We start from the raw sequence: 12,815 nt of genomic DNA on the forward strand, positions 1-12,815 counted from the left end.
AGCTACGCCGGCACGATCTCCTGGTTCCAGACCGGGCCCCGGCCGAACCCGACCTCGGCCCACTACGTCGTCCGCTCCTCCGACGGCGCCATCACCCAGACGGTCAGGGAGAAGAACCGGGCCTTCCACGCCGGCAACTACAACCGGCGTTCGGTCGGCATCGAGCACGAGGGCTTCGTCGACAACGCCACGTGGTTCACCGACACCATGTACCGCGCGTCGGCTGCGCTGACCCGCAACATCGCAGACCGGTACAACATCCCCAAGGACCGTAGCCACATCGTGGGCCACAACGAGGTCCCGGGCGCCGACCACACCGACCCCGGCCGGTACTGGAACTGGTCCAAGTACATGCAGTACGTCACCGGCAGCAGCGGCGGCGGGGGCACCAACCCGCACACCGCCGAGTCCGTGTGCGGCACCGGCTACAAGGTGATCGACTCCGCCGCCCTCGGCACCAGCGGCACGGTCTACCTGACCTTCAACTCCGCCAACGGCAACAACTGCGTGGCCACGATCAAGAAGACCTCGCTCGGCAAGGCCACCGCCACCGCCGCCTTCCTGGAGGTCAAGGGCAAGGCTCGGGCCACCGACACCGGCAACTTCGACTACTACGCCGGACCCATCCGGGCCACCGCCGCCGACAAGTGCGTCAAGTGGGGCGGCAAGGCCGGGACGAGCACGTACGAGAGCCCCTTCGAACACTGCGGCGGCTGATCCGCTGACCCTGTGACCTGTGGCCGGATCGCGCGGGCTCGCGATCCGGCCACAGCTCTGCCGTGCCACCTGCCGCACAAGCTCGCAGAACACCCCCCAGACCTCACTCGGTCATCCAGCCGCCTTGCCCCTATGTACGCGCGTTCGTCCAAGGGGGTGCGGCTGACGACACGCGGACGATAAAGGCGTCTGACGTCCGTGTCGGGCGAGGGCCGCCAACCGGGGAAAGCCGTATTTACCGTAGCCCGGTGCCGTGTCATCATGCGCTCACCGTCTGTCGATGGGAGCGTAGTGATTCGCGACCTACTGACCGTTCTGCGCTGTGCCCGGCTGGCGATCGCCCTTCCCGTCGCGCTCAAGGACGCCGTCGCCTGCGCTCCCGACGCCGTACGCGACTTCGAGCGCGCCGTGGAACCGATCGTCCGCGACGTGTTCTCCGAGCCCGAGCGCGAGGCGATGATCGACTCCCTGCGCGGCACCGCGCTGAGCTTCAACGTCGGCATCCATGCCTACGCCAGGATGGCGGGCCGGTCCTGTGACGGCGAGCTGGTCATGCTGGCCGGATCGGTCGCCCGACTCTACGACGACATGATCGACAACGGCGGCGACCCGGCGATCGACTCGTGGGTGGCGTCCCTCTTCGAAGCCGACGAGCATGCCGCCTCACGTGATCATCACCAGCGTCTGCTGGCCGCGCTCTACGCGGAGATCCGCCGCCGTGCCCCCGGCGAGCTCTGGCACACCGCGCTGCTCGAACTGCACGACTACCAGGTGCTCTCCCGCAAGCAGCGCGATCCCGCGACCCCGGCGGCACAGCTCGGCAAGATCACTCGGGGGAAGGGCGGGCTGGCGGGCCTCGTACTGTTCGGCCTGGTGCATCCGGACATGAGCGTGGTGCAGCGCGACGCGGTGATGGAGGCGGGCGAGGCGCTGCAGCTCCTGGACGACTACCTCGACCAGGACGCCGACCTGCGTGCCGGCATCGGCACTTTGGTCAATCGGGGCGAGGTGAGCCTGGCCGAGGTGGGCGCCCGGCTGCTGGCCCTGCGGCCCCGGCTGGCCGCCTGCTACGGGAGCGCCGCCGCCCGGCCCTTCGCCGCGACGCTCTTCCTCCTCCTGGCGGTCAACGTGCTCAAACGCCACCAGCAGGGACGTGCCAGGAGAACGAGAGACACCCCGCTGGGGCTGCTGCTGGCCGGCGGCAAACACGCCATCCCCCCGAAGAGAGCCTCATAGATGCGCAAGCTGAAGACGGCGTTCTTCGTCCTCCTCCCGCTGGCGTTCGTCCTTCTGGCGGTCGTACGGCTGGCGGTGGGCGGCTGGTCCAACGTCGAGGCGGTCATCGCCGCGGCCGCCCTCGTCGTGGCCTACATCGGCACCCTGCGCGGCGAGCGCCCGCCGGACGAGGCCTCCGACCTGGCCGACAGGCTGGCCGACCAGGTCATGCAGACGGCCAGGCGGGAAGCGGGCAACCGCGACGTCCCGGACAGCCGCGGCATCCCGATCCGCTGCGAGTCCGGCGGCGCCCTCCCCGGAACGATCGAGGAACTGGCCGACCACCTCCTCACCATGAAGGGGCCCGTGGTGGTGACAGGAGAGCGGGGCTCGGGCAAGACCACGCTCGGCCTGCTCCTCCCGCTGCGGATGTCCTCGGCGCAGCAGCGGCCGATCCCGGTCACGCTGCCGCTGTCGTCGTGGGAACCGCGGCTGGCCCTGCGCGAGTGGGTGGCGCTGCGGCTGGCCGCCGAGTACCCGTTCCTGCGGGCCGCTCCCCGCGCGCTGGAACGGCTGATCGCGAACGGCAGCCTGCTGGCCGTGTTCGACGGTCTGGACGAGGTGCCGCCGGCGCGCCGTATCGAAGTGGTCAGGGCCATCGACGAGGGCTGGTCCCGCGCGTACGTGCTGACCAGCCGCGTCGAGGCGTTCACCGGCCCCGTCGCCCGCAGGCTCGCCGGGACGCCGGTGGCGCGGCTGCTGCCGGTGGACGCCGCGGGCGCCGCCGGATACCTGGAGTCGCGCTGGGGCGACGTGCCCGAGGCCGCCGCGCTGGTCGCCCGGCTGCGCGCGGAGCCGGGCGGTCCGCTGGCCGAGGCGCTCGACACCCCGTTGATGATCTTCCTGGCGGCGCGCACCTGCGAGAGCGGCCACACCCCGCGCATCGACGGCACCGCCCCGCACATCAGGCAGGGCCTGGTCGCCGGGTTCGTACCGGCCGTCTACCGGCCGGAACCGGAGGCCGATCAGCGGTGGAGCCCCGAGGAGGCGGCCCGCTACCTTCGGTTCCTGGCCGACTTCCTGCGCCGCAGGGGGACCCACGACCTGGCCTGGTGGGAGTTGCACCACGCGCTGCCCCGCGCGGTGATCCCCGCCTTCCAGGCCGTGCTCGGGATGGCCCTCTTCGGGCCGCTCTGCGCCGCCGTGACCGCGCTGTTCGGGCTGGGGGCGGTCGGCTGGTGGTTCGGCCTGGCCATCGGGCTGGCCAGCGGGTTCGCGGTGTCGCTGGCCAGGCAGCACTACCCGCGTGAGGCGCGGCCGAAGCTGCGCAAGACGCTGACCCGGCGCTACCTGCTGCGCCGCCTCGGCCAGGGCCTGGTGTGCGTGGTGCCCGGCATGGTGATCGTCCTGGTGCTGTACGACGGGGTGACCTACGCGCTCACCGACGGCGCGGTGTTCCTGGTCGGTTTCCTGGCCGCCTCCCTTGCCCTGGCCCCCGCCAATGTGGACAAGGCGGGCACGCCCGACGGCTTCCTGCGCAACGACCGGGCCGCCGTGCTGCTGGCCTTCGCCGCGGGCGGCCTGATCGGGCTCGCCATGGGCGCCTACCTCGGCTGGTGGATGGAGACCGGGCTGCGGGTCAGGGACCACGTGTGGCTGCTCGCCCTCGGCCACTGGCAGCAGACGCTCATCAGCGCCGCCAACGGCGCGGTGCTCGGTGCGGCCGGGTTCGGCGTCACGATGATGGCGCCGAGCGCGTGGGGGCGGTTCGTCGACGTCCGGGTGTGGTTCGCGGCGCGGCGGGTGCTGCCGCTGCGGCTGATGACCTTCCTGCACGACGCCTACGAGCGCGGGGTGCTCCGCCGTACGGGGCCCTACTACCAGTTCAGGCACGAACTCCTGCAGGACCAGGCCGCAGCTGGGCCGACACCGCCGGTGTCAGCACCACCGGCCCCGCCAGCGACCAAGCCGTGACCCGGCCGTTCACGCCGATGGCATAGCTCGCCTCGGGGAAGCGCGCCCGGCCGCTGTCCGGGGCGAAGCGCGCGTACCGGATCTCCAGCTCCGCGCGCCTGCGGCGGACCCGTTCGACCGCGACGCGCCCGCCCGTCGCGGGCCGGTAGCCGAACTCCAGCACCACCTCTTCGTCAGGCGCGGCCCGTGTCAGCGCCTCCACGTCGCCGGGCCTGGTCAGGTCGCAGACCCGGCCGCCGACCGTACAGCGCAGGATGTCGAAGCCGTGCCCGCGCAGCACCCCCGTCTGCGCGGCCAGCCAGTCCGGCTCGAACCGGCGCTGGGCGCGCGCCAGCAGGCGCAGCGCCATGACCCGGGCCAGCACGTACGCCGCGGTCAGCCAGGTGGCGGCGGAGAAGAGCGGATGCGGCGTGAAGGTCGCCGCCAGCGCGAGCGCGGCGGTGAGCACCGCCCAGCCGAACGTCGCCGCGGGGGCGCGCTCCGACGACGGCCCGGCCAGAACTCGGCGCACCGTCACCGGCAACCCGGGCAGCGGCACGAGCGGGACCGGCAGGTCGGGGCGGGAGTATTCGGGCCCGTAGGTGACCGGCATCTTGCCAGTATCACCTGAGACGCGGCCTGGTGTTACTGGCCTGCCGGCTCGTCTCGTTCTGCCCGGCCCGGCGCCACAGGCGACGGCTGGGACGGGGGCAGCCTGAAGGGCCGCGACCTCCGGATGCCGCGGCCCTTCTTCCTGATCACCCGAACGGCTGGTTGTCCAGCGTGTTCACCTTCACTGCGGTGATCTTCACCTGCTTCATCAGCACCTGGGACGCGCCCGCCGGCTTGGAGCAGCCGAAGCTGAGCGGCCCCGTGCCGGGGTAGGTGTGCACGACGTTGAGGAAGACGCTGTGCCTGCTGTGCGGCGCCAGCGTCACCTCGGTGATGTCGCCGTCCGAGTTGGGACCCGTACCGATCGTGCAGAGGTAGTCGATCGCCGAGCCACCGGTGTTCTCGGCGTACAGCTTCGCGGTGATCGTGTACGAGCCCGTCCCCAGGAACCCGCTGAAGCCGGGGCTGAGGGCGTTGGAGTGGACGATCTCGTTGTCCCATCGGCTGATCACGTCCGGCGGCACCGCCTCGGCCGCGTTGACGTTCCCCGCCAGCAGCGCGCCCGCGGCCACGACGGCGGCCGGCGCGTACAGGCGCAGGCCGCGGCGGCGGCGTGATGGGGCGGTTGTGGGCATGGTCATGTGAGTTTCTCCTGGTGTGAGCCGTCCCCCTCGCGCGAACGCGCGAGCGGCCGCACGCTGTCGCCGGCCGAGGCGGCGGTCACCGGCTCGCGTGCACCCCGGAAAACTAGCCCTCGCGGTTCCGGAAGACCGCGCAAAAATAACCGCGCCGGCCGTGCCGGTCGTCATCGCGCTTTCGTCCACCGGCCCCGCACCGAAGCCCCCCGTACCAGGCACCCTCCTAGGGCCCCTCCAGGAAGTGGCGCAGCGTGGCCTCGATCCAGCCGTACGCGATCACCTGCTCCGGCGGCCAGGGCCGGCCCTCGATGATCGACACCAGCTTCCACAGCCTGGCCGCCCGCGGGTCGTGCTCGTCGAACGTGCGCAGCAGCTCCTCGCGGCTCTGCCCCATCACCGCCAGGATCCGATCGAGGATCGGCTCGGATTCGGGTGAGCCGGGCTCGACGCCCGTCCGCGAAGCGGTCAGCGCCTCCCGCATGATCTGGGCGTTCATCTCGTGCCAGGCGTCGAAATCCCGGTCCTCCTCCCAGAACTCCGTGTTCTGCCGGCGCAGGCTGTCGCGGTAGTCCTCGTCGGCGAGCAGGTCGGCCAGCTCCAGCCAGGCGTCGAGCTGCGCGACGGTCGGCTCCTCGGGCAGTTCGGGGAGCATGGCGTCGCGCATCTGGGTCAGCCACTCGTGCCGCGCCTCGATGCCGCCGCCGACCTCGTCGACGAACTCGTCCAGCAGGATCTCCATCTCGGCCGCGCCGAGCCGGCCGAGCGCGTGGAGCCTGCTCAGATCCTCCTCGGCGGGATCGCCGTCCCGGGCGAGCGTCGCCCTGAGCACCGCCCTGGTCCGCTGGAGCGATCTGAGCTGCGTCTCGACCGCCTTGAGGTGGAGATCGAGTACGTCCCTCAGCCGGCGGTCGCCGAGCGAGCGGATCGTGGCCAGGTCGACCCCGATCTCCCTCAGCGTGCGGATCAGCTCCAGCCGCGCCCGGTCCTCATCGCCGTAGAGCCGGTAACCGGAGGCGGTGCGCTCGCGCTCGGGCAGCACGCCCGCGTCCGAGTAGAAGCGGATCGTCTTCACGGGGAGGCCGGTCAGCTTCGCCAGGCGGCCGATCGTGTAGCTCATAATTCCCTTGAGCCTCCAGTAACTGGAGACTTTAGCGTAGCCGACATGGCGAAGCAGAAGACAGCCAGGGTCGTCACCCTGCACATTCAGGCCGGCGAGGCGGGCCCGGCGAACGTCGGCAAGGACCTCGGCCCGCTCGGCATCAACCTCATGGAGTTCTGCCGGCAGTACAACGCGCAGACGCAGGACCGGCGCGGGTTCGTGATCCCCGCGGTGATCACCGTGTACGAGGACAGGTCGTTCGAGGTCGTCACCAAGCAGCCGACCACCGCCTCGCTGATCCGGCGCGTCGCCGGGCTCGACGGCGGCAGCCCGCGCCCGGGCCACCAGAGCGGCGGCTGGATCACCCGTGCCCAGCTCCGCGAGGTCGCCCAGGCCAAGCTCCCCGACCTCAACACCGCCGACCTGGATCAGGCCGAGAAGATCGTCGCGGGAACGGCCCGTTCCATGGGCCTCACCGTCCGCGACTAGAACCAGGACGCTGCTCGCCAGATCATGACGGGCATGGGAATCTGCGTTTTCTGCGAGATCATCGCCGGGCGCGTCGAGGCCGGCGTCGTTCATGAGGACGACAGCGTGGTGGCCATCATGGACCACAAGCCGGCCACGGTCGGCCATGTGCTGGTGATCCCGCGCGTACACGTGGCCGGGCTGGCGGACGCCGATGACGCGGTCGGTACGGCGATCTGGCGCACCGCGCGGCGGGTGTCGGGCGCGTTGCGGGCATCGGGGCTGCGCTGTGACGGGGTGCGGTTGTCCCTGGCCGACGGGGAGGCCGCCGGTCAGGACGTCTTCCATCTCCACCTGCACGTGGTGCCGCGCTTCCCGGGAGACGGCGTGGTGGTCACCGCCGGCTGGAAGAAACGGTCGCGGGAACTGCTCGACCAGGATGCGGCGCTGATCCGGGAAGCCCTTGCGTGACTCCGGCGAAAGCGTTCCTGCACTCGCCTGTTCCGCTGCACCCAGCTGCCCAAGAAAAGACGGTCTCATAATCACCTGTTTTGATCATTTCCATCTTTTTCTCCAAGTCGATCCCCGACGCGCGTTATCTCGCCTTCGAGCGGGTACCTCCAGCTCGCACCATCAGGGGGATGTGGCATTAAGTCCGATTCTTCCGAATCCGACCTACAGGGGAAGAAACAGATGATTAAGCACCGAAGCATCAGAAGCGCGCTGGCCTTTGCCGTGGCAGCGGCGGCGGCCAGTGGATTCGCGACTCTGACCTTTACGGCGTCGGCGGGCGCCACTGCCGGCACCAGCGTTCACAGCACGGTGGACACGGCGGCAACCGCGATCAACCTCGCCACCGATCCGAGGTCGGAGAAGGAAGAGCAGCCGACCCGGGCGCTCGACTCGGCCTTCCAGGGCGACCCGGAGGACCCGAAGAAGCCGCCGACCAAGTTCGTCGGGGTCATCCGCGACGACAGGGTCGCGATCAGGGACCCGCGGACGATGCCGCAGTGGCATGACCTGACCGGGCTGCTGCCGCGCGACTTCGGCCGCCTGGTCGACATCACCCTGGCCGCGCCCGACGAAGGCGACACCGTGCACATCACCGTGCTGAACGAGCGCGGCAAGGTGGCCCAGAGCAGGTGCACCGTCTTCCCGACCCCGGGCACGAAGGGGACGCCGGAGTGGCCTGAGAACTGCACCGACTTCATCGATCTCACGCGTAAGTGAGTCGCCTGATCCGCCGATGATGAATGCCGTGCCCGGGAAGCTTGCCGGGCACGGCATTCTTCGCTTTTTGCTACATTTTTATAGCCGTACGGCACACATGGTTGTCCAATTGAGCGGTTTTATCACCTCATCGCCCGCACAATTTTGGGCGATTTATGAGGAGAAAGCGCGCTATGGCGTCACCCTGGACGAAACGGCCGCAGGCCATGCAAAGTCGTCGATGTAATGCATGGAGCGAGCCGAAAGGAAAACGCATGAAGCGTTACGAGAAGCCCCGTCTTATGGCAGCCGGATCCTTCCGCAAGGCCACCGGCCTCCTGGCCCTGCACGGCAACGACCGCCTGATCTTCAGCAAGAACTGAAATCGGACAGTCCATGCCCGACTGCGGCGTGCTGAGCCGGCCGCACCACGGCGAGGCGTACTTCGTGGTCCTCCCCGACCACGAGGCCGCGCCCGCCGTGGCGGCGATCCTGCGTACGGCGACTGCTCGCACCGTCACCTACGCCTCCGGACGGCCCTGGCTGGTCGGGCACTGGTCCGACGAGGAGATGACGGTGGCCGAGGCGGGCGCCACCAGGCTGGCGGTGATCGGCCGCTGCGCCTTCGACGCCGAACGGCTGGCCGCGGAGGCGAGCCGGCTACGTGACCCGGCGCACCTCGACGGGCTGGCCCGGACCCTGCCCGGCAGCTTCCACCTCGTCGCCGCGCTGGACGGCCGGTTACGCGTCCAGGGCACCGCGTCCGGACTCCGGCTGGTCTTCCACGCGCGCGTGAACGGGCTCACCGTCGCCTCCGACCGCGCCGACGTCCTGGCCGCCGCCACGAGGGCCGAGCTCGACGTGCGGCGCCTGGCCGTACGGCTGCTCTGGCCCGTCCCCCATCCCCTGCCGCACCTCCCCCTCTGGCCGTCGGTCACCGCCGTCGAACCCGGCCACCACCTGACCGTCGCAACGGACGGGGTGACCGCGGGGCATCGCCGCTGGTGGACGCATCCCGAGCCCGTCCGTACGCTGTCCGACGCCGCCGAGGACGTCAGGCGGGCGCTCGACGACGCGGTCGGCGCGCGCACCAAGGCGGGCGGCACGGTGAGTTTCGACCTGTCCGGAGGGTTGGACTCCACGTCGCTGTGCTTCCTGGGCGCCGCCCGGCAGGAGGCGCACCTCATCGCCTCCACCTGGCCGGGCCGCGACCCGGCCGACGACGACCTGGCGTGGGCCCGGCGCGCGGCGGCCCACCTGCGCGACGCGGAGCATCTGGTCTGGCCGGCGGAGGAGTCGCCGCTGGTCTACGAGGACCTGCTGAGAGTCGACGACACGCTGGACGAGCCGACCATCGGCGTCATGGACCGCGCCAGGGTGCTGGCGCACCTGCCCCGGCTGGCCGCCAGGGGCAGCAGGCTGCACGTGACCGGCATCGGCGGCGATCACGTGGCCTGGTGCTCGGAGGCGAGCTACCACCGGCTGCTGCTCAGGCGGCCGATGCTGGCGATCGGGCGGCTGCGCGGTTTCCGCGCGCTGTTCCACTGGCCGTACGGACCGATGCTCCGGACGCTGGCCGACCGCCGCTCCTACCGCCGCTGGCTGGCCGGCTCGCTCGCCGACCTGCGCGCCCCGCTGCCTCCGCCGGTGTCCGGCGCGCTGGGCTGGGGGGTGCCGCCCCGGCTCTTCCCGTGGATCACCCAGGAGGCGGGCCGCATGGCCGCCGAGGTGCTCGCCGAGACCGCCCCGTACGCCGAGCCGCTGGGAGCCGACCGGGGGCAGCACGCCGACCTGCACGCCATCCACGACACCTGCCGGATCATCCGCCAGTGGGACCAGATGAGCGTCCGCGCGGGGCTGCCGATGGCCTCCCCCTTCCTCGACGACCGGGTGATCGAGGCGTGCCTGTCGGTACGCCCGCAGGACCGGGTGACGCCGTGGCGCTACAAACCCCTCCTGACGACCGCGATGCGCGGCGTCGTGCCCGAGGAGTGCCTGCGGCGGACCAGCAAGGCGGAGGCCTCGCTCGACGCCGCCGAAGGTCTGCGCCGCCACGGCCCCGACATGCAGGCGCTCTGGGCGGACTCCCGGCTGGCCCGGCTCGGGCTGGTGGACACCGCCCTGCTCAAGGACCTCACCGCGCACCCCGACACGCCGGGACTGCGGGAGGCGATCCTGTACTCGACCATCGGCTGCGAGGTCTGGCTGCGGACCCTGGAGCCGTTCGACAAGGAGGACGGCCGATGAGCCTGCGGCTGAGCGCCGATGTGTCCACCGCCGACACCGACTACGGCATCGTGCTTCTCAACCAGCGCAACGGCGACTTCTGGCAGCTCAACCCGAGCGGCGCGCTGGCCGTGCGCCGGCTGCTGGACGGCGACACCACGGAGCAGGCGGCCGCGGCCCTGGCGGCGGAGTTCGAGGTCGGGCACGGGGAGGCCCTGAAGGACGTGCTGGCGCTGCTGGAGCAGCTGCGGGCGGCCGGGTTGGTGGCGCCGTGACCGTTCCGAGCGCGCTGGAGCGGCCGCAGGGGGTTCCGTGGCGGGCCAGGCTGGCGGCACGAGTGGCGGTGGGAGCGGCCTTCTCGCTGGCCGTGCTGCCGCCGCGGCGCCTGCGTACCGTGCTCACCCTGCTCAGCCGGCGGGCCAGGCCCGCCACGTACGCCGAGGCCAAGGACGCCAAGGACGCGGTGCTCGCGGTGAGCCTCACCTGCCTGGGCGTGCACGGCTGCCTTCCCCGGTCACTGGCCACCACCCTGCTGTGCCGGATGCGGGGCTCGTGGCCGACATGGTGTACGGGTGTCCGGGTGCGGCCCCCGTTCGGGGCGCACGCCTGGGTCGAGGCGGAGGGCAGGGCGGTGGACGAGCCCACACCGGAGGGCTATCTCGCCCCCTTGATCACTGTGGCGCCGAGAGGTCAGGAGTTGCGGGGGACCACCAGGCCGGATTCGTAGGCGAAGACCACGAGCTGGGCGCGGTCGCGGGCATTGAGCTTGGCCATGGCCCGGTTGATGTGGGTTTTCGCGGTCAGCGAGCTGATCGCCATGCGGTCGGCGACCTGGTCGTTGGACAGGCCCTGCGCGACCAGGGCGACGGCCTCGCGTTCGCGGCCGGTCAGCTCTTTCAGCCCTGTGCCGGTGGCGGCGTGGAGCGGCTGGGTGACGTACCGGTTGATCAGCTTGCGGGTGATCGACGGTGCGAGCAGGGCGTCGCCGCGCGCGGCGACGCGTACGGCGTGCAGGAAGTCCTCCGGCACGATGTCCTTGACGAGGAATCCGGCCGCGCCGGCGCGCAGCGCGTTGAAGACGTACTCGTCCAGGCCGTAGTTGGTCAGGATGACGACGTGCACCCCGGCCAGGGCCGGGTCGGCGGCGATGCGGCGGGTCGCCTCGATGCCGTCGACGACCGGCATCCGGACGTCGATGAGCGCGACGTCGGGCAGGTGCTGCCTGACCAGGTCCAGGCCCTCCTTGCCGTCGGCGGCCTCGGCCACCACCTCGATGTCGTCCTCCAGGTCGAGCAGCGCGCGGAATCCGCTGCGGAGGAGCGGCTGGTCGTCGACCAGCAGGACACGGATCATGACGTACGGTCCACGGGAAGTTCGGCCTGGACGGTGAAGCCGCCCTCCTCGCGCGGTGCCGCGCGCAGGCGACCGCCGAGGGCGGTGACCCGTTCGCGCATCCCGAGCAGGCCGACGCCGGGCGGCGGGGCGGTGTCCGGGGTGGCCCTGCCGTCGTCGTCGATGCGGACCGCGAGGGCGTCGGGACGGTAGTCGATCCGGACCGACGCGGTCGCGGCGGCGGCGTGACGGGCGACGTTGGTCAGGGACTCCTGAACGATCCGGTAGACGGTCCGGTCCACCGCGGCCGGCACGTCGTGGCGCTGTCCCCCGATCGTCAGCGTCGCGTCCAGGCCGGTCGTCCGGGCCCGTTCGACCAGCTCCGCGACGTCGTCGAGCCCACGCGGCGGGCTCGTGTCGTCGTCGCGCAGCGCCTCCAGGGTCGCGCGCAGCTCCCGGGTCGCCTCGCGTCCGGCTTCCTGGATCGCCAGCAGGGCCTCGGGCACCGGTTCGCCCCTTTTGCGGGCCACGTGGACGGCGACCTCGGCCTGCACCTTGATGATCGAGATCTGGTGGGTGAGCGAGTCGTGCAGCTCCCGCGCGATGTGCAGCCGCTCCTCGTCGGCGCGGCGCCGCGCGGTCTCCTCCCGGGTGCGCTCGGCTTCGTCCGCCCGCCGCTCGGCCTGCCGCAGCGCCTCGCCCGCGGCGCCGGCCGCGACCAGCCAGGCCAGCTCCAGAGCGCCTCTGGCCTGCGCGAACGCCTCGCCCGTGTCGTGCAGGCCCGAGGCCAGGGCCGCGAGAGGCAGGACTGCCAGCATGGCCACGCTCACCGCCAGCGTGACGGTACGGTGTCCCGACCGCACGGCCGCGTACACCGCGAACAGGTACGCGACGGCGGGCACGTCGAACCCGGCCGCCTGGTAACCCGCCGCGCACAGCCCGGTGACGGCCAGGACGGGAACCGGGGCCCGGCGGCGCGCGGCCAGCGCCAGGCCGCCGGCCGCCAGCAGCGCGTAGCCGAGCAGGTCGGGGTAGGTGGCGGAGTGCTGCCCGGACAGCCCGGTGACCAGCAGCGCCGCGGCCACGCCCCCGGCGATCGCCCAGTCCGTGACAGCCGCCGGGACGCCGAACCGTCCTGTGCTCATGCGCGCACCTTAGCCGGATACCGCCGTGGGCGACTCCACCGCACGGATGAGTGGCCGGCTACCGCACCTGCGGTACTCGCGCGGCTTGTGCGGCATTCGCGGTAGCCGGCTGCGGCATCGGCGGCACCGCGAACTGCCCACGTCAGGCGGACGACCGGCGACGGCTCCGGCAGACATGCTCGACATCCGGTCGTAGGAGAA

At 71.5% G+C, this 12,815-nt stretch carries 16 protein-coding genes; 11 read left to right on the forward strand and 5 right to left on the reverse strand.

The genetic code is table 11. The annotated features are described in order from the left end of the window. The 3 genes from ACWDX9_RS18035 to ACWDX9_RS18045 all read left to right on the forward strand — a co-directional run. Positions 1 to 717 (forward strand): N-acetylmuramoyl-L-alanine amidase (locus ACWDX9_RS18035; protein ID WP_449954962.1); only part of this gene is annotated, 717 nt, incomplete at its 5' end. A 291-nt stretch (positions 718 to 1,008) separates the two neighbouring features. Next, complete coding sequence (locus ACWDX9_RS18040; RefSeq protein WP_449954965.1) at positions 1,009 to 1,953, forward strand: class 1 isoprenoid biosynthesis enzyme; 945 nt, start codon at positions 1,009 to 1,011, stop codon at positions 1,951 to 1,953. Further along, positions 1,954 to 3,906 carry an NACHT domain-containing protein gene (locus ACWDX9_RS18045; RefSeq protein WP_449954968.1) on the forward strand — a complete coding sequence of 651 codons (1,953 nt, stop codon included), beginning with the start codon at positions 1,954 to 1,956 and terminating at the stop codon, positions 3,904 to 3,906. Here the strand turns inward: ACWDX9_RS18045 and ACWDX9_RS18050 are convergent. The 3 genes from ACWDX9_RS18050 to ACWDX9_RS18060 form a co-directional block, all read right to left on the reverse strand. Then, on the reverse strand, positions 3,818 to 4,498 hold the full coding sequence (locus ACWDX9_RS18050) for a hypothetical protein (RefSeq protein ID WP_449954971.1): 681 nt from the start codon (positions 4,496 to 4,498) through the stop codon (positions 3,818 to 3,820). The genes ACWDX9_RS18045 and ACWDX9_RS18050 overlap by 89 nt on opposite strands. 145 nt (positions 4,499 to 4,643) lie before the next feature. Continuing rightward, positions 4,644 to 5,138, reverse strand: coding sequence for a hypothetical protein (locus tag ACWDX9_RS18055; protein ID WP_449954974.1), 495 nt, complete (start codon positions 5,136 to 5,138; stop codon positions 4,644 to 4,646). A 220-nt stretch (positions 5,139 to 5,358) separates the two neighbouring features. Next, on the reverse strand, positions 5,359 to 6,252 hold the full coding sequence (locus tag ACWDX9_RS18060; RefSeq protein WP_449954976.1) for a MerR family transcriptional regulator: 894 nt from the start codon (positions 6,250 to 6,252) through the stop codon (positions 5,359 to 5,361). 45 nt (positions 6,253 to 6,297) lie between these two features. On the opposite strand from ACWDX9_RS18060, the gene rplK reads away from it, so the two are divergent. The 8 genes from rplK (at position 6,298) to ACWDX9_RS18100 (ending at position 10,864) form a co-directional block, all read left to right on the forward strand. Next, positions 6,298 to 6,723: a 50S ribosomal protein L11 gene (rplK, locus tag ACWDX9_RS18065; protein ID WP_449954978.1), complete on the forward strand. Its 426-nt coding sequence runs from the start codon at positions 6,298 to 6,300 to the stop codon at positions 6,721 to 6,723. A gap of 33 nt (positions 6,724 to 6,756) precedes the next feature. Beyond that, a complete protein-coding gene (locus ACWDX9_RS18070; protein ID WP_449954981.1) occupies positions 6,757 to 7,173 on the forward strand; it encodes an HIT family protein in 417 nt (138 codons plus the stop codon). Between the two features lie 351 nt (positions 7,174 to 7,524). Continuing rightward, a complete protein-coding gene (locus tag ACWDX9_RS18075) occupies positions 7,525 to 7,932 on the forward strand; it encodes a hypothetical protein (RefSeq protein WP_449954983.1) in 408 nt (135 codons plus the stop codon). A 16-nt stretch (positions 7,933 to 7,948) separates the two neighbouring features. Continuing rightward, complete coding sequence (locus tag ACWDX9_RS18080; protein ID WP_449954986.1) at positions 7,949 to 8,158, forward strand: hypothetical protein; 210 nt, start codon at positions 7,949 to 7,951, stop codon at positions 8,156 to 8,158. A 28-nt stretch (positions 8,159 to 8,186) separates the two neighbouring features. Next, complete coding sequence (locus ACWDX9_RS18085) at positions 8,187 to 8,294, forward strand: keywimysin-related RiPP (RefSeq protein ID WP_350723271.1); 108 nt, start codon at positions 8,187 to 8,189, stop codon at positions 8,292 to 8,294. 13 nt (positions 8,295 to 8,307) lie between these two features. After that, a complete protein-coding gene (locus tag ACWDX9_RS18090; protein WP_449954988.1) occupies positions 8,308 to 10,158 on the forward strand; it encodes a lasso peptide isopeptide bond-forming cyclase in 1,851 nt (616 codons plus the stop codon). Beyond that, positions 10,155 to 10,412, forward strand: coding sequence for a lasso peptide biosynthesis PqqD family chaperone (locus tag ACWDX9_RS18095; protein WP_449954990.1), 258 nt, complete (start codon positions 10,155 to 10,157; stop codon positions 10,410 to 10,412). Before ACWDX9_RS18090 ends, ACWDX9_RS18095 begins: the two co-directional genes overlap by 4 nt. Next, entirely contained in the window at positions 10,409 to 10,864 is a 456-nt protein-coding gene (locus ACWDX9_RS18100; RefSeq protein WP_449954992.1) for a lasso peptide biosynthesis B2 protein, read from the forward strand. The genes ACWDX9_RS18095 and ACWDX9_RS18100 overlap by 4 nt, the downstream gene beginning before the upstream one ends. On the opposite strand, the gene ACWDX9_RS18105 is transcribed toward ACWDX9_RS18100, so the two are convergent. Beyond that, complete coding sequence (locus ACWDX9_RS18105) at positions 10,828 to 11,490, reverse strand: response regulator transcription factor (protein ID WP_350723278.1); 663 nt, start codon at positions 11,488 to 11,490, stop codon at positions 10,828 to 10,830. The two genes, ACWDX9_RS18100 and ACWDX9_RS18105, sit on opposite strands and share 37 nt — an antisense overlap. Beyond that, complete coding sequence (locus tag ACWDX9_RS18110; RefSeq protein WP_449954995.1) at positions 11,487 to 12,614, reverse strand: sensor histidine kinase; 1,128 nt, start codon at positions 12,612 to 12,614, stop codon at positions 11,487 to 11,489. The genes ACWDX9_RS18105 and ACWDX9_RS18110 overlap by 4 nt, the downstream gene beginning before the upstream one ends. Positions 12,615 to 12,815 lie beyond the last annotated feature (201 nt).

The sequence above is a fragment of the Nonomuraea sp. NPDC003201 genome, from assembly GCF_053590415.1.

Excerpts from the sequence above, each read along its gene's own strand:
- ACWDX9_RS18045 (WP_449954968.1), top strand. The coding sequence starts at position 1,954 with ATGCGCAAGCTGAAGACGGCGTTCTTCGTCCTCCTCCCGCTGGCGTTC.
- ACWDX9_RS18050 (WP_449954971.1), bottom strand. The coding sequence starts at position 4,498 with ATGCCGGTCACCTACGGGCCCGAATACTCCCGCCCCGACCTGCCGGTC.
- ACWDX9_RS18055 (WP_449954974.1), bottom strand. The coding sequence starts at position 5,138 with ATGACCATGCCCACAACCGCCCCATCACGCCGCCGCCGCGGCCTGCGC.
- ACWDX9_RS18060 (WP_449954976.1), bottom strand. The coding sequence starts at position 6,252 with ATGAGCTACACGATCGGCCGCCTGGCGAAGCTGACCGGCCTCCCCGTG.
- rplK (WP_449954978.1), top strand. The coding sequence starts at position 6,298 with ATGGCGAAGCAGAAGACAGCCAGGGTCGTCACCCTGCACATTCAGGCC.
- ACWDX9_RS18070 (WP_449954981.1), top strand. The coding sequence starts at position 6,757 with ATGGGAATCTGCGTTTTCTGCGAGATCATCGCCGGGCGCGTCGAGGCC.
- ACWDX9_RS18080 (WP_449954986.1), top strand. The coding sequence starts at position 7,949 with ATGATGAATGCCGTGCCCGGGAAGCTTGCCGGGCACGGCATTCTTCGC.
- ACWDX9_RS18085 (WP_350723271.1), top strand. The coding sequence starts at position 8,187 with ATGAAGCGTTACGAGAAGCCCCGTCTTATGGCAGCCGGATCCTTCCGC.
- ACWDX9_RS18090 (WP_449954988.1), top strand. The coding sequence starts at position 8,308 with ATGCCCGACTGCGGCGTGCTGAGCCGGCCGCACCACGGCGAGGCGTAC.
- ACWDX9_RS18095 (WP_449954990.1), top strand. The coding sequence starts at position 10,155 with ATGAGCCTGCGGCTGAGCGCCGATGTGTCCACCGCCGACACCGACTAC.
- ACWDX9_RS18105 (WP_350723278.1), bottom strand. The coding sequence starts at position 11,490 with ATGATCCGTGTCCTGCTGGTCGACGACCAGCCGCTCCTCCGCAGCGGA.
- ACWDX9_RS18110 (WP_449954995.1), bottom strand. The coding sequence starts at position 12,614 with ATGAGCACAGGACGGTTCGGCGTCCCGGCGGCTGTCACGGACTGGGCG.